Source organism: Pseudomonas sp. M5, from assembly GCF_016907075.1.
Lineage (GTDB): Bacteria > Pseudomonadota > Gammaproteobacteria > Pseudomonadales > Pseudomonadaceae > Aquipseudomonas > Aquipseudomonas putida_E.
This window is the reverse complement of record NZ_JAFBBH010000001.1, coordinates 4,795,545-4,814,806: the sequence shown is the minus strand read 5'-3', so window position 1 is coordinate 4,814,806 and position 19,262 is coordinate 4,795,545. Positions and strand designations below refer to the sequence as shown.

Annotated in this window: 12 protein-coding genes; 9 read left to right on the top strand and 3 right to left on the bottom strand. The window is 63.7% G+C overall.

Features of this window, described 5'->3' with window-relative positions; genetic code table 11:
• Positions 1 to 66 precede the first annotated feature (66 nt).
• From JOE27_RS21895 to JOE27_RS21875, 5 genes are all read left to right on the top strand, one after another.
• The gene (locus JOE27_RS21895; protein WP_046787772.1) at positions 67 to 813 is read left to right on the top strand and encodes an amino acid ABC transporter permease; all 747 of its coding nucleotides are present in this window, start codon (positions 67 to 69) and stop codon (positions 811 to 813) included.
• Positions 814 to 1,485, top strand: coding sequence for an ABC transporter permease subunit (locus JOE27_RS21890; protein WP_012313017.1), 672 nt, complete (start codon positions 814 to 816; stop codon positions 1,483 to 1,485). It begins immediately after the preceding gene.
• Positions 1,482 to 2,216, top strand: a complete 735-nt coding sequence (locus JOE27_RS21885) for an amino acid ABC transporter ATP-binding protein (RefSeq protein WP_174142054.1) — start codon at positions 1,482 to 1,484, stop codon at positions 2,214 to 2,216. The genes JOE27_RS21890 and JOE27_RS21885 overlap by 4 nt, the downstream gene beginning before the upstream one ends.
• 69 nt (positions 2,217 to 2,285) lie before the next feature.
• On the top strand, positions 2,286 to 4,190 hold the full coding sequence (locus JOE27_RS21880; protein ID WP_174142055.1) for an ATP-binding protein: 1,905 nt from the start codon (positions 2,286 to 2,288) through the stop codon (positions 4,188 to 4,190).
• Positions 4,187 to 5,515, top strand: a complete 1,329-nt coding sequence (locus tag JOE27_RS21875) for a sigma-54 dependent transcriptional regulator (RefSeq protein ID WP_046787775.1) — start codon at positions 4,187 to 4,189, stop codon at positions 5,513 to 5,515. The genes JOE27_RS21880 and JOE27_RS21875 overlap by 4 nt, the downstream gene beginning before the upstream one ends.
• A 30-nt stretch (positions 5,516 to 5,545) precedes the next feature.
• Here the strand turns inward: JOE27_RS21875 and JOE27_RS21870 are convergent, their stop codons facing one another.
• Positions 5,546 to 6,541, bottom strand: a complete 996-nt coding sequence (locus tag JOE27_RS21870; protein WP_119688358.1) for an alpha/beta hydrolase — start codon at positions 6,539 to 6,541, stop codon at positions 5,546 to 5,548.
• Positions 6,542 to 6,737: 196 nt separating this feature from the next.
• Between JOE27_RS21870 and metR the strand changes: the two genes are divergently transcribed.
• Positions 6,738 to 7,655: a transcriptional regulator MetR gene (metR, locus tag JOE27_RS21865; protein WP_012313012.1), complete on the top strand. Its 918-nt coding sequence runs from the start codon at positions 6,738 to 6,740 to the stop codon at positions 7,653 to 7,655.
• Here metR and JOE27_RS21860 read toward each other — a convergent pair.
• Complete coding sequence (locus JOE27_RS21860; protein WP_125924231.1) at positions 7,639 to 8,052, bottom strand: NUDIX domain-containing protein; 414 nt, start codon at positions 8,050 to 8,052, stop codon at positions 7,639 to 7,641. The genes metR and JOE27_RS21860 overlap by 17 nt on opposite strands.
• Positions 8,053 to 8,167: 115 nt before the next feature.
• Here JOE27_RS21860 and JOE27_RS21855 point away from each other — a divergent pair, with 115 nt between their 5' ends.
• Positions 8,168 to 12,442, top strand: coding sequence for a DEAD/DEAH box helicase (locus JOE27_RS21855; RefSeq protein ID WP_204919883.1), 4,275 nt, complete (start codon positions 8,168 to 8,170; stop codon positions 12,440 to 12,442).
• 101 nt (positions 12,443 to 12,543) lie between these two features.
• A complete protein-coding gene (locus tag JOE27_RS21850) occupies positions 12,544 to 14,163 on the top strand; it encodes an FMN-binding glutamate synthase family protein (RefSeq protein WP_046787779.1) in 1,620 nt (539 codons plus the stop codon).
• 99 nt (positions 14,164 to 14,262) lie between these two features.
• On the opposite strand, the gene JOE27_RS21845 is transcribed toward JOE27_RS21850, so the two are convergent.
• On the bottom strand, positions 14,263 to 15,681 hold the full coding sequence (locus JOE27_RS21845) for an amino acid permease (RefSeq protein ID WP_115273707.1): 1,419 nt from the start codon (positions 15,679 to 15,681) through the stop codon (positions 14,263 to 14,265).
• Positions 15,682 to 16,074: 393 nt separating this feature from the next.
• On the opposite strand from JOE27_RS21845, the gene JOE27_RS21840 reads away from it, so the two are divergent.
• Positions 16,075 to 19,212: a transglycosylase domain-containing protein gene (locus tag JOE27_RS21840; protein ID WP_204919881.1), complete on the top strand. Its 3,138-nt coding sequence runs from the start codon at positions 16,075 to 16,077 to the stop codon at positions 19,210 to 19,212.
• Positions 19,213 to 19,262 lie beyond the last annotated feature (50 nt).

The window sequence follows — 19,262 nt, the reverse complement described above, 5'->3', positions numbered from 1 at the left end:
GAGGGCGCCAAGCGCCCCCGGATGCTCGAAGGTGCCCGTGAAACAACCGTCTGAGGGGAAATCCCGATGAATTACAACTGGGACTGGGGCGTGTTCTTCAAGTCCACCGGCGTGGGCAGCGAAACCTATCTGGACTGGTACATCACCGGCCTGGGCTGGACCATCGCCATCGCCATTTCCGCCTGGATCATCGCGCTGCTGCTGGGCTCGCTCCTTGGCGTCATGCGTACCGTGCCGAACCGCCTGGTATCGGGTATCGCAACCGCCTACGTGGAGCTGTTCCGCAACGTGCCGCTGCTGGTGCAACTGTTCATCTGGTACTTCCTGGTACCAGACCTGCTGCCTGAGGGCCTGCAGGTATGGTTCAAGCAGGACCTCAACCCGACCACCTCGGCATTGATCAGCGTGGTCATCTGCCTGGGCCTATTCACCGCAGCCCGCGTCTGCGAACAGGTACGCACCGGCATCCAGGCACTGCCGCGCGGTCAGGAAGCTGCCGCCCGCGCCATGGGCTTCAGCCTGCCGCAGATCTATAACAACGTGCTGTTGCCTCAAGCGTACCGGATCATCATTCCGCCGCTCACCTCCGAGTTCCTCAACGTGTTCAAGAACTCTTCGGTAGCCTCGCTGATCGGCCTGATGGAGCTGCTGGCACAGACCAAGCAGACCGCAGAGTTTTCCGCCAACCTGTTCGAGGCGTTCACCCTGGCTACGCTGATCTACTTCACCCTGAACATGGGCCTGATGCTGCTGATGCGCCTGGTCGAGAAGAAAGTCGCCGTGCCTGGCCTGATTTCCGTGGGGGGCAAGTAAATGGAAATGGATTTCAGCGAAATCATCCCGGCCCTGCCTGCCCTCTGGGAAGGTATGGTCATGACCCTCAAACTGATGGTCATGGGCGTGATCGGCGGTATCGTGCTGGGCACCCTCCTGGCATTGATGCGCTTGTCTTCGAACAAGCTGCTTTCGAACATCGCCGGTGCCTACGTCAACTACTTCCGCTCGATCCCGCTGCTGCTGGTGATCACCTGGTTCTATCTGGCGGTGCCGTTCGTGCTGCGCTGGATCACCGGCGAGGACACCCCGGTGGGTGCCTTCACCTCCTGCGTGGTCGCCTTCATGATGTTCGAGGCCGCGTACTTTTGCGAAATCGTCCGCGCCGGCGTGCAGTCGATCTCCAAAGGCCAGATGGGCGCGGCACAGGCACTGGGCATGAACTACGCCCAGACCATGCGCCTGATCATCCTGCCCCAGGCCTTCCGCAAGATGACCCCGCTGCTGCTGCAGCAGAGCATCATCCTGTTCCAGGACACCTCGCTGGTCTACACCGTGGGCCTGGTGGACTTCCTCAACTCGGCACGTTCCAACGGCGACATCATCGGGCGCTCCCATGAGTTCCTGATCTTCGCCGGGGTCGTCTACTTCCTCATCAGCTTCTCCGCTTCGTGGCTGGTCAAGCGCCTGCAAAAAAGGATCACCGTATGATTTCCATCAAGAACGTCAACAAGTGGTACGGCGACTTCCAGGTACTGACCGACTGCAGCACCGAGGTCAAGAAAGGTGAAGTGGTGGTGGTGTGCGGCCCTTCGGGCTCGGGTAAATCCACGCTGATCAAGTGCGTCAACGCCCTGGAGCCGTTCCAGAAGGGCGACATCGTGGTCGATGGCACCTCGATTGCCGACCCCAAGACCAACCTGCCCAAATTGCGCTCGCGGGTCGGCATGGTGTTCCAGCACTTCGAGCTGTTCCCGCACCTGACCATCACCGAGAACCTGACCATCGCCCAGCGCAAGGTACTGGGCCGCAGCGAAGCGGAGGCCACCAAGAAGGGCCTGGCCCTGCTCGAACGGGTCGGCCTCAGCGCCCATGCCAAGAAGCACCCCGGCCAGCTCTCTGGTGGCCAGCAGCAACGTGTGGCGATCGCCCGCGCCCTGGCCATGGACCCGATCGTCATGCTGTTCGACGAGCCGACCTCTGCGCTGGACCCGGAAATGGTCAGCGAGGTGCTGGATGTGATGGTGCAGCTGGCCAACGAAGGCATGACCATGATGTGCGTGACCCACGAGATGGGCTTCGCCCGCAAGGTCGCCAACCGGGTCATCTTCATGGACAAAGGCTGCATCATCGAAGACTGCACCAAGGAAGAGTTCTTCGGTGACCAGGGTACCCGCGACCAACGCACCCAGCACTTCCTCAGCAAGATCCTGCAACACTAAGCCGGCCACAGTATCTGCTGCCCCGGGCCCCACCGGGCAGCGGATGCTGGTCGTGACAAGGCCACTGTGATGAAATGCGACCCCTCGCTACTTCTCCCTGCCAAGCCTGCCGTGAAATCCCGCCTGATCCGCCAATTGCTGCTGCCGCCCCTGATCATCCTGCTGATGGTCGGGCTGGGCCTGTCTGGCTACCTGATCAGCGAAAGCAATGGCATACGCGCCCTGAGTGAAAACGGCGAGCGCCAGCTGGAGTTGCACGCGCGTACGGTCGAGAGTGAAATCAGCAAGTACACCTACCTGCCGAGCCTGCTGGAGCTGGAAGACAGCGTCTCGCACCTGCTCACCGACCCAGACGGCGGCTCACGCCAGGCCGTCAACGAATACCTCGAAGGCCTCAACCGCCGCAGCCGCAGCCGGGCTATCTTCGTGCTCGATACCAATGGCCGGGTACAGGCCACCAGCAACTGGCGCGATGCCGACTCGTTCCTCGGTGAAGACCTGTCCTTCCGCGCCTATTTCCAGACCGCCGTGCGCGGCGAGCCGGGCCGTTTCTACGGCATTGGCAGCACCACCGGCGAGGCCGGCTATTACCTGGCCCATGGCCTGGAAGAACACGGCAAGATCATCGGCGTGGCGGTGATCAAGGTGCGCCTGGACACCTTGGAAGAACGCTGGCAACGCGCCCGCCTGGAAGCGTTCGTCAGCGACGAAAACGGCATCATCATCCTCTCCAGCGACCCGGCGCGGCGCCTGAAGTCGGTGCGCCCCATGACCCCGCAGATCAAGGAGCGCCTGGCGCGCAGCCTGCAATATTACTGGTGGCCGCTGAACGAGCTGCAGCCGCTGGCCCGCGAGACGCTGGCCGATGGCGTAGAGAAGCTGACCTTCCCGGCCAACAGTGAAACCGCCCACGGCAAAGCGCAGGAGGTGGCCTACCTGGCGCAAACCCGGCGCCTGGTGGATACCCCCTGGCATTTCACCCTGCTCACTCCCCTGCAGGACCTGCGCCGCGAATCGATGGTGCAAGGCATTCTGGTAGGCGTGGCGTTCGCCCTGCTGGCGATCCTGGGTATCGCCTGGAACGAGCGGCGCAAGGTGATCGCCACCCGCCTGGCTGCACGCGAAGCGCTCGAAGAAGCCAACAGCCAGCTGGAGCGGCGCATTGCCGAGCGCACCGCCGACCTGCGCGCCAGCAACGAAAGGCTCAAGGGGCAGATCCGTGAACGCCGTCACGCCGAGCAAACCCTGCGCCACGCCCAGGACGAACTGGTTCAGGCCGGCAAATTGGCAGCCATCGGGCAGATGTCCACCAGCATCGCCCACGAGCTCAACCAGCCGCTGGCGGCGCTGCGGACACTGTCCGGCAACACCGTGCGCTTTCTCGAACGCGGCGCGCTGGACACCGCCAGTACCAACCTGCGCACCATGAACGAACTGATCGACCGCATGGGCCGCATCACCGCCAGCCTGCGTTCGTTCGCCCGGCGTGGTGACGACCGCGGCCAGGCATCGCTGGCCAAGGCCGTGGAGGCCACCTTGCAGGTGCTGGCCAGTCGCATCAGTGGCTGCCACCTGAAGCTGCACAGCCAGTTCGACGACCTGCAACTGGCCATTGACCAGACCCGCCTGGAGCAGATTCTGGTCAACCTGATCGGCAATGCCCTGGACGCCATGGCTGCCCAGCCGGCACCTGAGCTTTGGCTGGAAGGCGAGTTGCAAGGCGACAAGTACCGCCTGCGGGTACGCGACAATGGCCACGGCATTGATGACGAGGCGCGCAAGCACCTGTTCGAACCCTTCTTCACCACCAAACCGGGCGAGCACGGCCTGGGCCTGGGCCTGACCCTGTCGGCGAGCCTTGCCGCCGCCGCCAAGGGCAGCCTCAACGTCGAGCACCCTGTCAGTGGCGGAACGGCCTTCGTTCTCGCCCTGCCGCTGGTGTCCCCCCCTAATGAATCGGCAGAGCTCCCATGAACCAAGCGCCTCTTACCGTCCTGATCGTTGAAGACGACCCGCATGTGCTGCTCGGCTGCCAGCAGGCGCTGGCCCTGGAAGACATCGCCTGCGAGGGTGTCGGTAGCGCCGAACAGGCGCTGGAACGGATCGGTGATGACTTCGCCGGCATCGTCGTCAGTGACATCCGCCTGCCGGGCATCGACGGCCTGGAACTGCTCAACCGCCTCAAGGCGCGCGACCGCAGCCTGCCGGTGGTACTGATCACCGGCCATGGCGATATCGACATGGCCGTCGGCGCCATGCGCAATGGTGCCTACGACTTCATGGAGAAGCCCTTTTCGCCGGAACGCCTGGTCGACGTGGTGCGCCGCGCGCTCGAACAGCGCGGGCTATCGCGCGAAGTGCTGGCCCTGCGCCGCCAACTGGCCGAACAGAGCAGCCTGGAAGGCCGCATCATCGGCCGCTCGCCCGCCATGGAGCAATTGCGTGAGCTGATCGCTAACGTTGCCGACACCTCGGCCAACGTGCTGATCGAAGGCGAGACCGGTACCGGCAAAGAGCTGGTCGCCCGTTGCCTGCACGATTTCAGCCGGCGCCAGAACCAACCGTTTGTGGCGCTCAATTGTGGCGGCCTGCCGGAAAACCTGTTCGAGAGCGAAATCTTTGGCCACGAGGCCAACGCTTTCACCGGCGCAGGCAAGCGCCGTATCGGCAAGATCGAGCACGCCAATGGCGGTACCTTGTTCCTCGATGAAGTCGAGAGCATGCCGATCAACCTGCAGATCAAACTGCTGCGGGTACTGCAGGAGCGCACCCTGGAGCGCCTGGGCTCGAACCAGAGCATTGCGGTGGACTGCCGGGTGATCGCCGCAACCAAGGCCGACCTCGACCAGCTCGGCCAGAGTGGGCAGTTCCGCAGCGACCTGTACTACCGCCTCAACGTGGTAACCCTGGAGTTGCCGCCACTGCGCGAGCGCCGTGAAGATATCCTGCAACTGTTCGAACACTTCCTGCAGCAGTCGGCGCTGCGCTTCGACCGGGACATGCCGACACTGGACAGCCAGACCCTGTCGCGCCTGATGGCCCATGACTGGCCCGGCAATGTGCGGGAACTGCGCAACGTTGCCGAGCGCTATGCCCTGGGCCTGCCAGCGTTCAAGAAAGGCCCGAGCGGTGGCGCCAGCCAAGGGTTGGGCTTTGCCGAAGCGGTAGAGGCGTTCGAGCGCAATCTGCTCAGCGATGCCCTGCAACGCACCGGCGGCAACCTCAGCCAGGCCAGCCAGGAGCTGGGCATGGCCAAGACCACGCTGTTCGACAAAGTGAAAAAGTACGGGCTGGGCTGAACGTCTGCGAGAGGAAGGCCTACGCCACTTTCATAACCCGGCAATATGTGTCACGTCCTCGCGATGTGACTGCAGGTAAGGCAGCACGGCCCCCAGCAACGGTGCCTTGAAGGGCTCCTGGAACCGATGTGCCAACCCCGGGATCAGCCGCAGCTGGCTACCGCGGATATGCGCCGCCAGGTGCACCCCATGCATCACCGGCAACAAAGGGTCAGCCGTCCCATGCACCACCAATGTCGGTACGCGCAGCTGGTTGAGCAGCGCTACCCGGCTTGGCTCGGCCAGGATCGCCATGATCTGACGCTTGGCACCTTCAGGGTTGAACGCCCGGTCATAGGCCTGCGCGGCCTGCTGTACCAAAGCGGCCCGGTCATCATGCACCTGGGGGCTGCCCAACGCCGCCAGCAGGTCGGCCTGCTGCTCGATGGCCACTTCCCGAGTCGGCGCACTGCGCCGGGCCAGCAACTGCACCAGCGCTGGGGCTGGCGCCGGCAGGCCTGCAGCGCCAGAACTGGACATGACCAGTGTCAGGCTGCGCACCCGCTCCGGCGCCATTGCAGCCATGTGCTGGGCGATCATCCCACCCATGCTGACACCCAGAACATGGAATTGACCAATCCCCAATGTGTCCATCAGGCGCAGCCCGTCACCCGCCATGTCGGTCAGCGTATAGGGCGCGGCAACCGGCAGGCCGAACTTGTAGCGCAACAGCTCGACCGTGAGATTGGCCGAGGGAGGCTGTTGGTTCCAGCGCGACAGGCCAACGTCACGGTTGTCGTAGCGAATGACCCGAAAGCCTTGTCGACACAAGGCCTCGACCACATCATCCGGCCAGTGGATCAGTTGCCCACCCAAGCCCATGACCAGCAGCAAAGCCGGGTCCCGTGGCGCGCCGACACTTTGGTAAACCAGGCTCAGATCGCCTGCTTCGGCCCGTTGGACCGGTACTTGAGTGTCACAACGCTGATCGGCGAAGCTCGCCGGCACGCTGACAAGGAACAAGAAAAAAAGCAAAAAAGCCCGCATGAAAGAAACACCAGAATGCAGATCCCCAGTAGAGCGCGAGTCTGATGAAAATCGTTCGGGCGCGCTGCCACAGTTCCGTGACAGTTTGATGAAGCCCGCCCAGTGGTGCGGCGCAAGGTCCAGTCGACAGCGGGACCAACATGAGGGAAACTCAACTCATTCTCTGTTCACTCAAATTATGCTCTCGGAGTCAGCCGTGCTGGAGATCCGCCACCTGAAAACCCTTCATGCCCTGCGCGAGGCCGATAGCCTGGTGGAGGCTGCCGAGCGTCTGCACCTGACCCAGTCGGCGCTGTCGCATCAGTTCAAGGAGCTTGAAGAACGCCTGGGCCTGCCGCTGTTCGCACGCAAGACCAAACCTATCCGCTTCACCAGCGCCGGCCTGCGCTTGCTGCAACTGGCAGATGCCACCCTGCCGCTGCTGCGTGGTGCGGAACGTGACATCGCCCGCCTAGCCGGGGGTACTGCCGGGCGCCTGCACATGGCCATCGAATGCCACAGCTGCTTCCAATGGCTGATGCCCACCATCGACCAGTTCCGTGATGCTTGGCCGGAAGTGGAGCTGGACCTGGCTTCGGGCTTCGCATTCGCGCCGCTGCCCGCCCTCGCCCGTGGCGACCTGGACCTGGTAGTGACCTCCGACCCACTGGACCTTGCCGGCATCACTTACGTGCCGCTGTTCACCTATGAAGCCATGCTCGCCGTGGCCAACCAGCACCCGCTGGCCAGCAAGCCTTACATCGTGCCCCAGGACCTGCTCGACCAGACGCTGATCACCTACCCGGTGGAGCGCGACCGGCTGGACATCTTCACCCGCTTCCTGGAGCCGGCCGACATCGAGCCGGCGGCCGTACGCACCTCGGAGCTGACGGTGATGATGATGCAACTGGTGGCCAGCGGCCGCGGAGTGTGTGGCATGCCGCACTGGGCGCTGCATGAGTACAGTTCGCGCGGGTATGTGAAGGGCAAGCGCCTGGGCGAGAAAGGCCTGTTCGCCACACTCTATGCGGGAGTACGCACCGACATGCTCGACGCTCCCTACATGCGCGACTTCCTGCTCACCGCCAAGGACACCTCGTTCGCCACGCTCGATGGGGTCAGCGCGGTACGCTGAGGGCCTTGCGGTAGAGCGGCAGTATCAGATCACGGGTCAGCGGCGCCAACTCAGGCATCGGTGCCTGGTCAGCGGCCAGCCAGATCACTTCCTCGATTTCCGCCGCCGGGACCACGGCCTCGGCGCTGTCGACCCGGAACAGCTCGGCCTGCACCTCAAAGCCGGGCTCGTTGGCGGCCGGTGCGCTGAAACGGCCCAGCGGGATGGCCCAAGCAGGGTCAATGCGCAACCCTAATTCCTCATGCAGTTCGCGCACCAGTGCGTCCAGCGGCGTTTCACCCGCATCGATCTTGCCCCCAGGCTGCATGAACGCCTGAGTACCACGTTTGCGTACCAGCAGGGTTCGACCCAGTGGGTCGATCAACAGGGCAGCGGCGATGCGGATAACGTTGGGCATGGTCAGGCTCACTCTTAAAGCCCGTGAGGATCCCATGGAGCCCTGTCGCCGGCAAGCCGGCTTCACAGACGAACGGCCCCTTGCCAATCCGCCAGCGACCCTCCATAACCTTCTCATGAACCTGCCTGCCCAACAGCACCCGGTGCTTGAGCTGTTCCTCCCCGCCATCGGCACCTGGTTCCGTCGCCATTTCGCCACGGTCACCGACGCCCAGGCCCGCGCCTGGCCGTTGATTCACGCCCGCCAATCGATGCTGCTGGCCGCGCCGACCGGCTCGGGCAAAACCTTAAGCGCCTTTCTCGCGGTGCTCGACGAGCTGTTCCGTGAGGGCCTTGAACACAACGGCGAACTGCCCGCGCAAACCCAGGTAGTGTACGTTTCGCCGCTCAAGGCACTGTCCAATGACATTCGCCTGAACCTGCAGGCGCCGCTCGAAGGCATCAGCCAGGCACTGCTAGACCAGGGGCTGACGCCGCCGCGCATCACCACTGCCGTACGCACCGGCGACACACCGCAAAAAGAACGCGCGGCCATGCGCAAACTGGCCCCGCAAATCCTCGTGACCACGCCCGAGTCGCTCTACGTGCTGATGGGCTCTGCCTCGGGCCGCGCTGGCCTGAGCGGCGTGCACACGGTGATCGTCGATGAGATTCACGCCTTGGCCGGCAACAAGCGCGGCGCCCACCTGGCACTGACGCTGGAGCGCCTTCAAGCGCTCACCGGGCGGGGGCTGCGGCGCATAGGGTTGTCTGCCACCCAGCGCCCGGTGGAGCGCGTGGCCGCGTTTCTGGCCGGCCACCAACGCCCTTGCGCAATCGTCGATATCGGCCACGCCCGCCAGCGCGACCTTGCCCTTGAAGTGCCCCCCGTGCCCTTGGGCGCGGTCATGGCCACGGATGTGTGGAACCTGGTCTACGATCGCCTGGCAGCTCTGGCCCGTGAACACCGCACCACGTTGGTATTCGTCAACACTCGGCGCCTGGCCGAACGCCTCACCCGCCACCTCAGCGACCGCCTTGGCAAAGAGGCCGTGGCCGCACACCACGGCAGCCTGGCCAAGGAGCTGCGCCTGGATGCGGAGCAGCGCCTGAAAAACGGCCAGTTGCAGGTGCTGGTCGCCACGGCTTCCCTGGAGCTGGGTATCGATATCGGTGATGTCGACCTGGTTTGCCAGATCGCCTCGCCAGGCTCCATCGCCGCGTTCTTGCAGCGGGTCGGCCGCTCCGGGCACCAGGTCGAAGGCATCCCCAAAGGGCGCCTGTTCGCCACCTCGCGGGATGACCTGATCGAGTGCACGGCCCTGCTCGACTGTGTGCAACAGGGCGAGCTCGAGCAGTTGCACATACCCCATGCGCCACTGGACGTACTGGCCCAGCAGATCGTCGCCGAAACCAGCAACCAGCCGTGGCAGGAACAGGCATTGTTCGACTGCCTGCGCAAGGCAACGCCCTACACCGAGCTGGACACCAAGCACTACCAAGCGCTGCTAAGCATGCTCGCCGAAGGCTACAACGGACGCCAAGGCATTCGCAGCGCCTACCTGCACCGCGACGCGGTGAGCGGCACCTTGCGCGGGCGCCGCGGTAGCCAGCTGACCGCGCTCACCAGCGGCGGCACCATCCCCGAAACCGCCGACTACGCTGTGCTGCTGGAGCCGCAGGCGCTGAACATCGGCAGCGTCAACGAAGACTTTGCCGTGGAGAGCATTGCTGGCGACATCTTTCAGTTGGGCAATGCGTCCTATCGGATCCTGCGGGTGGAACCCGGCCGGGTAAGGGTCGAAGACGCCCACGGCCTGCCGCCGACCATTCCGTTCTGGCTAGGAGAGGCGCCGGGACGCAGTGACGAATTGTCCGCCGCCGTTGCCCGCCTGCAGGCACGTCTCGATGAGCAACTGGGGCTGAGTAACGGCGCTTTTGCCCCAGTGCTGTCATGGCTGCAAAGTACTTATGCACTGGACGAGGCCTGCGCCAGCCAACTGCTCGATTACCTGGGGCGTACCCGTGAAGTGCTGGGCGCCCTGCCCTCGCAACACACGCTGGTGATGGAGCGCTTCTTCGACGAATCCGGTGGCACCCAGTTGATCATCCATTCGCCCTACGGCAGCCGCATCAACCGCGCCTGGGGCCTGGCGCTGCGCAAACGCTTCTGCCGCACGTTCAATTTCGAATTGCAGGCGGCAGCCAGCGAGGACGCCATCGTGCTGTCACTGTCGACCAGCCACAGTTTCGAGCTGGACGAAGTCTGGCGCTACCTGTCCAGCCGCAACGCCGAGCACATTCTCATCCAGGCCCTGCTCGATGCGCCCTTGTTCGGGGTGCGCTGGCGTTGGAACGCGGCAGTGGCAATGGCCTTGCCGCGCTACGTCGGGGGACGCAAGGTGGCGCCGCAGATCCAGCGAATGAAAAGCGAAGACCTGATTGCCGCCGTGTTCCCCGACCAGATCGCCTGCCTGGAAAACATCGTCGGTGAACGGCAAATCCCGGATCACCCGCTGATCGAGCAGACCCTCGACGACTGCCTGCACGAAGCCATGGACAGCGAGGGCTGGATGGCACTGTTGAGGCGCATGGAAAGTGGCCAGGTGCGCTTGCTGAGCCGCGACCTGCCGGCCCCCTCGCCGCTGGCCTCGGCCATCCTCAACGCCAGGCCATATGCGTTCCTTGATGATGCACCGCTGGAGGAGCGCCGAACCCAGGCGGTACTCAACCGACGCTGGAACGAGGTGCACAGTGGCGACGACCTGGGCGCGCTGGACGCCGATGCCATCAGCGCTGTCCAGGCAGAGGCCTGGCCGCAACCCGGCAGCGCCGACGAAATGCACGAAGCCTTGATGACCCTGGGCGCCATCAGCCAGCACGAAGTCCAGGCCAACCCGACCTGGGGCTTGCTGCTCAGGCAACTGGCCAAGGCGGGCCGGGCGTTACGCTTGCCCGACGAACACCTGTGGCTGGCCCGCGAGCGCCTGAGCCTGCTCCAAGCGCTGTATCCGGATGCACGTCTGGAGCCCGCCCTCCACGTGCTCCCCGGCTTCGACCAGGCCCTGGACCCGGACAGTGCACTGAGCGAGCTGCTGCGCGCCCGCCTGAGCGGCCACGGCCCGCTGACCCTGGCGCAGATCGCGGCACCACTGGGCAAGCCGCAGGCAGCCATCGAACAGGCACTGGCCCGCCTGGAAGCAGAGGGCTACGTACTGCGCGGCCAGTTCAGCCCAGGTGAGGTGCAACGGCAATGGTGCGAACGCCACCTGTTGGCGCGTATCCATCGCTACACAGTCAAACGCCTGCGCCGGGAGATCGAGCCGGTAAGCCTGCAGGACTTCATGCGCTTTGTGTTTGACTGGCAGCACCTTGCGGCCGACGAAAAATTGCGTGGGCCGCACGCTGTGGCCGAGGTGCTTGAGCAGTTGCAGGGTTTCCCAGCCGCGGCCGGCGCCTGGGAGGCAGAGCTGCTGCCGGCACGGATCAAGGACTACAGCATTCACTGGCTCGACGAGGCGTGCCGTAGCGGGCAGTTCGCCTGGAGCCGCCTGGCGGGCAAAGTGTCGAGCAGTACGCTGGCGAGTACGCCGCTGGTGCTGTTGCCACGTCAACACCTGGGCTTGTGGCGCAGCCTTGTACCTGCGCCGGCTCTGGACGAGCTAAGCCCGCGTGCGCAACGTGTGCATCAGGTATTGCAGGCGCATGGCGCTCTGTTCTTCGACGAACTGACCCAGCAAGCCCACTTGTTGCCCAGCGAGCTGGAAACGGCGTTACAGGAATTGGTCGGTTCTGGCCTTGCAAGTGCCGACAGCTTTACCGGGCTGCGTAGCCTTATCACCCCGGCGGCGAAACGCTCATCGCGCAACAGCCGGCGCGGCCATGCGCCGATTTCCACCAGCATGGCGCACGCCGGGCGCTGGGCGCTGTTACGCAGGGGCAATGCCGAAGTGGACAACGGGCAACGGTTGGAACACCTCGCCCGCACCCTGTTAAGACGCTATGGCGTGATCTGCTGGCGGCTGCTGGAGCGCGAGAGTGATGTGCTGCCACCCTGGCGTGAGCTGCTGCGCTGCTGCCACCGGCTTGAGGCGCGCGGCGAGATTCGCGGCGGGCGCTTCATCGCCGGCTTGGCCGGGGAGCAGTTCGCCCTGCCCGAAGCGGTCGGGCTGCTGCGCCAGGTACGCCGGCGCGAGATGGAGGGCGCGCTGGTGGTGGTCAGTGCCAGTGACCCACTGAACCTGATCGGGTCGCTGCTGCCCGGAGCGAAGGTGCCGGCGGCCGGTGGCAATCGTGTGTTGTACCGCGATGGCGTGCCGGTGGCAGTGCGAGTTGCCAACCGCTACGCCTACCTGGTGCAAGCGACGAATGAAGAGCAGCAACGGTGGCGGCAGAAACTGCTGCGCGAATGATTTTCGATACCCCGATTTTCATGTTCAGCGCTGCGCAACCGGGCTATGGTCGGGGTTTGCCCCAGGCCCTGAGCCTGACCGCGCCATCGTAAGGACCCCGTATGAGCCTGTCACTTCTCAGTCGCTATGCCGTGTTTGCCGCCTGTGTTCTGTTCACCGTGGCGAGCCTGCCGTTCCTGAACCATGAATGGCTGTGGCCGTTCACCCTGATTACGGCCGTGCTCAGCCTGATCGGTTTGTTCGACCTGCTGCAGCAACGCCACGCGGTACGCCGCAACTACCCGATACTGGGCAACATCCGCTACCTGGTCGAGGGCATTCGCCCGGAGATCCGCCAGTACCTGCTGGAAGCCGACAGCGATGCCCTGCCCTTCTCCCGCGCCCAGCGCTCGCTGGTGTACGCGCGGGCCAAGAACGAAGCGTCGGACAAGCCCTTCGGTACGCTGATCGACGTGTACGAGTCTGGCTTCGAGTTCATCGGCCACTCCATGCGCCCGGCCCCGCTGGCCGACCCCTCAAGCTTCCGGATCATCATTGGCGGACCGCAGTGCAGCCAGCCCTATTCGGCATCGATCTTCAACATTTCCGCCATGAGCTTTGGCTCGCTGAGTGCCAATGCCATCCGCGCGCTCAACCAAGGGGCCAAGCTGGGCAACTTCCACCATGACACCGGCGAAGGCAGCATCAGCCCCTACCACCGCGAACACGGCGGCGACCTGGTGTGGGAACTGGGCAGCGGCTACTTCGGCTGCCGCACAGCGGACGGGCGCTTCGACCCCGAGCGTTTTGCCGCCCAGGCGCGCAGCCCGCAGGTGCGGATGATCGAGATCAAGATGAGCCAGGGCGCCAAGCCCGGCCACGGCGGCATCCTGCCCAAGCACAAGGTCACCCGGGAAATCGCCGAGACCCGCGGCATTCTCATGGGTGAGGACTGCATCTCGCCATCCCGCCACAGCGCGTTCTCCACACCCATCGAGATGATGCAGTTCATCGCCCGTCTCCGTGAGCTGTCCGGCGGCAAGCCGGTGGGCTTCAAGTTCTGCCTGGGCCACCCGTGGGAATTCATGGGCATCGCCAAGGCCATGCTGGAAACAGGCATCCTGCCCGACTTCATCGTGGTCGATGGCAAGGAAGGTGGTACCGGTGCCGCACCGGTGGAGTTCACCGACCATATCGGTGTGCCGCTGCGCGAAGGGCTGCTGTTCGTGCACAACACCCTGGTCGGCCTGAACCTGCGCGACAAGATCAAGCTTGGCGCCAGCGGCAAGATCGTCAGCGCCTTCGACATCGCCAGCGTGCTGGCCATCGGTGCCGACTGGGCCAACTCTGCTCGCGGCTTCATGTTCGCCATCGGCTGCATCCAGTCGCAGAGTTGCCATACCAACAAATGCCCCACGGGCGTGGCCACACAAGACCCGTTGCGCCAGCGTGCGCTGGTGGTCCCGGACAAAGCCCAGCGGGTCGTGAACTTCCACCACAACACCTTGCGCGCCCTGGCAGAAATGCTCGCAGCGGCCGGCCTGGAACACCCCGCGCAACTGGAAGCCAAGCACTTGGTGCGGCGCGTGTCGGCTACCGAAATCAAGCTGTTCTCGCAGATGCATGTGTTCTTGAAGCCGGGGGAGTTGCTGACTGGCGAGGTGGACGGGCAGTTCTATTCGCGGATGTGGCAGCTGGCGCGGGCGGACAGCTTCGAGCCGCACAGTGAGGTGGCGGCCTGATAGACCCCTGGGGCTGCTGCGCAGCCCTTTCGCGACACAAGACGGCATCTACCGGGATGTGTCGCGAAAGGGCCGCAAAGCGGCCACGGCTATCTCACATCAGGAAGCGTTACCGGCTACACCCTGTAGTTCTTTCGGCGCCAGGCGGAACGCGTAGTACAGCACCGTCAGCAGCACCAGGAACGCCGGGCCAATGTACAGCGCCACACGGGTATCCTCGAAGTACGCCATCAAGCCAACCACCAGCACCAGGAAGCCCAGCGCCAGGTAGGAACTGAGCGGCCACAGCCACATGCGGTACTTCAAGCCCTTGCGCTCGGCGGCCGACAGCCCGGCGCGGAACTTGAGCTGCGCCAGCAGGATCATCACCCAGGTCCAGATCGCGCCGAAGGTGGCGATCGACGTCACCCAGACGAACACCTTCTCTGGCACCAGGTAGTTGGCCAGCACCCCCAGCAGCAAGGCACCGATGGACAGCAGCAGCGCGTTACGTGGCACGCCGTTTTTCGAAGTACGGGCAAAGACGGCTGGCGCCTGGCCATTTTGCGCCAGGCTGTAGAGCATGCGCCCGGTGCTGAAGATACCGCCGTTGCAGGACGACAGCGCGGCAGTGATCACCACGAAATTGATGATGCCGGCTGCTGTCTTGATACCCAGGCGCTCGAAGGTCATGACGAACGGGCTGCCCTGGCTGCCGATTTCATTCCACGGGTAGATCGACAGGATCACGAACAAGGCACCGACGTAGAACAGCAGAATGCGCCAGAACACCGAGCCAATGGCCTGCGGGATGGTTTTTTGCGGGTTGCGGGCTTCGCCGGCAGTCAGGCCGATCATTTCCACGCCCAGGTAGGCGAACATCACCATCTGCAGCGACATCAGCACACCGGTCACGCCATTGGGCATGAACCCGCCATTGCTCCACAGGTTGGAGATACCGACTGCCACACCGTCGTTGCCCAGGCCGAAGGCGATGATGCCGATGCCGCCCAGGACCATGGCGATGATGGTGACGATCTTGATCAAGGCAAACCAGAATTCGAACTCGCCGAAAGCCTTGACCGCGATCAGGTTCACCGCGCCCATGCTGCCCAGCGCCGCCAGGGCCCAGATCCAGCGTGGCACGTCCGGGAACCAGATGCCCATGTAGATGGCCACGGCGGTGATTTCCGCGACGCAGGTCACCAGCCACAGGAACCAGTAGTTCCAACCGGTCAGAAAGCCCGCCAACGGGCCAAGGTAGTCCTGGGCATAGCGGCTGAACGAACCGGCGACAGGGTTGTGCACGGCCATCTCGCCGAGGGCACGCATGATCACCAGGATCGCCAGGCCACCGATGATGTAGGAAAGCATGATCGCGGGGCCGGCCATCTCAATGGCTTTGGCCGAACCGAGGAAAAGACCGACGCCGATACAGGCGCCTAGCGCCATCAGACGGATGTGCCGTTCGCCCAGTTCACGCTTGAGCGGGCCGCCTTGTGCGGTCTCGCCATGGGCAGGGTGGTTGCCGACGGGCATAGCAATACAACCTCATTTTGTTATTGGATTTGACCTTCGTGCAGCGCCGGCCATGCCGATAGGCGTGGCGTTGGCTTGCCAGGCTGGCCTTGTGGGCCGGCCCGTGTGCCGGTGTAGAGCGGCCCGGCAGGGCGAAGGGGCCGAGCAGTATAGGAAGCTCGCTGTAGGGCTTTTCACTATAAATAACTCAAAATTTGGAGAGAAACCCGCAGACCTACCGCTGCCTCCTGGCTCACCCCCACTACCCTAGCAACTTGGTTGTAAGAAGAAACCCACACCAAAGGCGCATATCCCACATGGGGTTTCTGCACTTTCTACAAATTTTTCACCTACTGCCTTCAACGTCTAAGCTTCAGACAAGCAAGACGAAAATACCTGGCCGGATTGAAGACTATGGGCGCACTGTGGCAATCGGAACCATCCAGAACGGAAGCACCCGAAACACCTCTGGCCGACACGCCGCAGCCAAAGTCCCCACGTCAGCGTCGGCTTTGGTGGCGGCTGATCCTGCTGATCCTGCTGGTGGCGATCACCGCCATCGGCTTTGCCGCCTATGACGAGTTCCGTACGTCCGACCTGCAGTCCCGCGAGTTCAGCAAGCTGGCCAGCACCCTTACCTATTCACTGCAGCCGGGGCCCAGTGACGCCATCGTCTACCCCGGCGAGGGGCCGTTCGACAAACGTCTGGGCTATAGCGCGCTGGGCGAGTTCCTGCCGCGCCTGCTCAAGCGCGACTACCTGATCAGCGAGCAGGTACGGTTTTCGCCTGCCTTGATGAACTACGTGGACCACGGCCTGTTCGCGCCCTACATCGAGAAAATCCAGGCCGGATTGTCGATCATCGATTGCCGCGGCGACACGCTGTACCAGTACAACTACCCGCAATACCTGTATCCGAACTTCGCCGCAATCCCACCGGTGATGGTCAACAGCCTGCTGTTCATCGAAAACCGCGACCTGCTGGACCCGAAGGACCCGAAAAACAACCCGGCAGTCGACTGGCCGCGCTTCGCCAAGGCCGCCTACAGCCAGGTGGCCAAATACCTGGCCTTGCCCGGCCAGTCCGCCGGTGGCAGCACGCTGGCCACGCAGCTGGAAAAATACCGCCATTCACCGGACGGCCTGACGGTCTCCGGTGCCGAGAAGATCCGCCAGATGATTTCCGCCAGCGTGCGCGCCTACCAGGGCGGGCCTGATACCACCGAGGCACGCCAGCGCATCGTGCGCGACTACCTCAACAGCGTGCCGCTGTCGGCGGTGCCCGGCCATGGTGAAGTGCATGGCATGGCCGAAGGCCTGCGTGTGTGGTACGGCGCCGATTTCGACCAGGTCAACCAGGCCCTCACCTCGACCGCGACAGACCCCGAAAGCATGGCCGCACGTGGCTTGGCATTGCGTCAGGTGCTGTCGTTGATGATCGCCCAGCGCCGCCCCTCGCATTACCTGACCAAGGGCCGCGTCGAACTGGCCGAACTCACTGATTCGCACATCCGCGTGCTCGCTGGCAACGGCATCATCGAGCGCGCCCTGGCCGACGCAGCGCTGGCCAGCAAGGCGCTGTACCGCGACTGGGTGGCACAACCGACCATCGTTCCGATCATCACCAACAAAGGCATCAGCCTGGCTCGCAACCGCCTGTCAGGCATGCTCAACCGCCCGCTGTATGACCTGGACCGCCTTGACCTCTCGGCAACGAGCACCTTGCAGGCCGACCTTCAGCTCCAGGTCAGCCAGTACCTGAAGAACCTCTCCGACCCTGAATTCGCTGCGCAGATCGGCCTGATCGGTGAGCGCCTGCTGACCAGCAAGACCACCGACCAGGTGCGCTACAGCTTCACCTTGTTCGAACGCACCGCCGATGGCTCACGGGTGCGGGTACAGACTGACAGCACCGACCAGCCCTTCGACATCAACGAAGGCAGCAAGCTTGAACTGGGCTCGACGGCCAAGCTGCGGGTGCTCACCACCTATCTGCAGATCATCGCCGAACTGCACGACAAGTATGCTGGCATGCCCGCCGCCGAGCTGAAGAAGGTCGAGGTCGCCGAGCTCGATCGCATCACCCAATGGTCACTGGAATGGCTGGCGCTGAACAGCAAGAACCAGAGCCTGGATGCCATGCTCGACGCAGCCCTGGAGCGCAAGTACTCGGCCAACACCGGCGAAGCGTTCTTCACCGGCGGCGGCATGCACGTGTTCAACAACTTCCGCAAGGAGGACAACAGGCGCAACCCGACCCTCAAAGAAGCCCTGCGCGAGTCGATCAACCTGCCCTTCATTCGCCTGATGCGCGACCTGGTGCGCTACGTGACCTACCAGCAGCCATTCAACCGCGTGCCGCTGCTCAAGGACGATTCGGACCCGCGCCGCCAGGAATACCTGGCACGCTTTGCCGACAAGGAAGGCACCAGCTACCTGATGCGCTTCTGGAGGAAGTACCAGCGCAAAACCTCCCAGCAACGCCTGGATACGTTCCTCGACAGCATGCGCGTCACGCCGCAGCGCCTGGCCGCAGTACACCGCTATCTGTTCCCGGCGGCTGGCCAGGAAACCTTCAATGCATTTGTTCGCGCGCATATCAAGGAAAACAAGGTCGCCCTGAACAGGCTCACCGATGGCCGTCTGGCAGAGATGTACGAGGCCTACGGCCCCGGCAAATATGACCTGCCTGACCAAGGCTACATCGCCAAGGTTCACCCGCTGGACCTGTGGCTGCTCGGCTACCTGCTGAGGAACCCGAGCGCCTCGCTGACCGAGATGGTCAACGCCAGCCGCTTCGAGCGTCAGGAAGTCTATGGCTGGCTGTTCAAGAGCCGCCACCAGGGTGCCCGGGACAGCCGTATCCGCACCATGGTGGAAATCGAAGCCTTCCTCGATATTCACCAGCGCTGGAAGAGCGTGGGTTACCCCTTCGATCACCTGGTGCCGTCACTGGCCACCGCCATCGGCAGCTCCGGCGACCGTCCTGCGGCTCTGTCCGAGCTGGTCGGCATCATTCAGAACGACGGTGTGCGCCTGCCCACACTGCGCATCGATACGCTGCACTTCGCCGCCGATACGCCCTACGAAACCAGGCTGAACAGCGACCCCGACCGTGGCCAGCGAATTCTCCCGGTGGAAGTGGCCCGGGCACTCAAAGGCGCCATGTCGCAAGTGGTCGACGCAGGTACGGCGCGGCGTATTTCCGGCAGCTTCAAGCTGCAGGACGGCACCCCGCTGGTGATGGGCGGCAAGACCGGTACAGGCGACAACCGCATCGAAAGCTTCGGCGCCGGGGGCCGGTTGATCGGCTCGCGTTCGCTGAACCGCACCGCCACCTTCGTGTTTTTCCTCGGCGACAACCACTTCGGCACGCTGACCGCCTTCGTGCCAGGGCGCTCTGCGGAGGCGTTCAAGTTCACCTCGGCGCTGCCTGTGCAGGTGCTCAAGGGGATGGCGCCCATCCTCATGCCGTACCTTGAGCCTGGCAATCCGAACGCGTGCAAACCGCCGCAGGTTGCGAGGCTTGCGAGTGACCCATCTAAAATTTAAATGATAACCATCGGCATTTGACCGCTTGTGTTTAGATATATCTTGAGTAA

Excerpts from the sequence above, each read along its gene's own strand:
- JOE27_RS21895 (WP_046787772.1), top strand. The coding sequence starts at position 67 with ATGAATTACAACTGGGACTGGGGCGTGTTCTTCAAGTCCACCGGCGTG.
- JOE27_RS21890 (WP_012313017.1), top strand. The coding sequence starts at position 814 with ATGGAAATGGATTTCAGCGAAATCATCCCGGCCCTGCCTGCCCTCTGG.
- JOE27_RS21885 (WP_174142054.1), top strand. The coding sequence starts at position 1,482 with ATGATTTCCATCAAGAACGTCAACAAGTGGTACGGCGACTTCCAGGTA.
- JOE27_RS21880 (WP_174142055.1), top strand. The coding sequence starts at position 2,286 with ATGAAATGCGACCCCTCGCTACTTCTCCCTGCCAAGCCTGCCGTGAAA.
- JOE27_RS21875 (WP_046787775.1), top strand. The coding sequence starts at position 4,187 with ATGAACCAAGCGCCTCTTACCGTCCTGATCGTTGAAGACGACCCGCAT.
- JOE27_RS21870 (WP_119688358.1), bottom strand. The coding sequence starts at position 6,541 with ATGCGGGCTTTTTTGCTTTTTTTCTTGTTCCTTGTCAGCGTGCCGGCG.
- JOE27_RS21860 (WP_125924231.1), bottom strand. The coding sequence starts at position 8,052 with ATGCCCAACGTTATCCGCATCGCCGCTGCCCTGTTGATCGACCCACTG.
- JOE27_RS21855 (WP_204919883.1), top strand. The coding sequence starts at position 8,168 with ATGAACCTGCCTGCCCAACAGCACCCGGTGCTTGAGCTGTTCCTCCCC.
- JOE27_RS21850 (WP_046787779.1), top strand. The coding sequence starts at position 12,544 with ATGAGCCTGTCACTTCTCAGTCGCTATGCCGTGTTTGCCGCCTGTGTT.
- JOE27_RS21845 (WP_115273707.1), bottom strand. The coding sequence starts at position 15,681 with ATGCCCGTCGGCAACCACCCTGCCCATGGCGAGACCGCACAAGGCGGC.
- JOE27_RS21840 (WP_204919881.1), top strand. The coding sequence starts at position 16,075 with ATGGGCGCACTGTGGCAATCGGAACCATCCAGAACGGAAGCACCCGAA.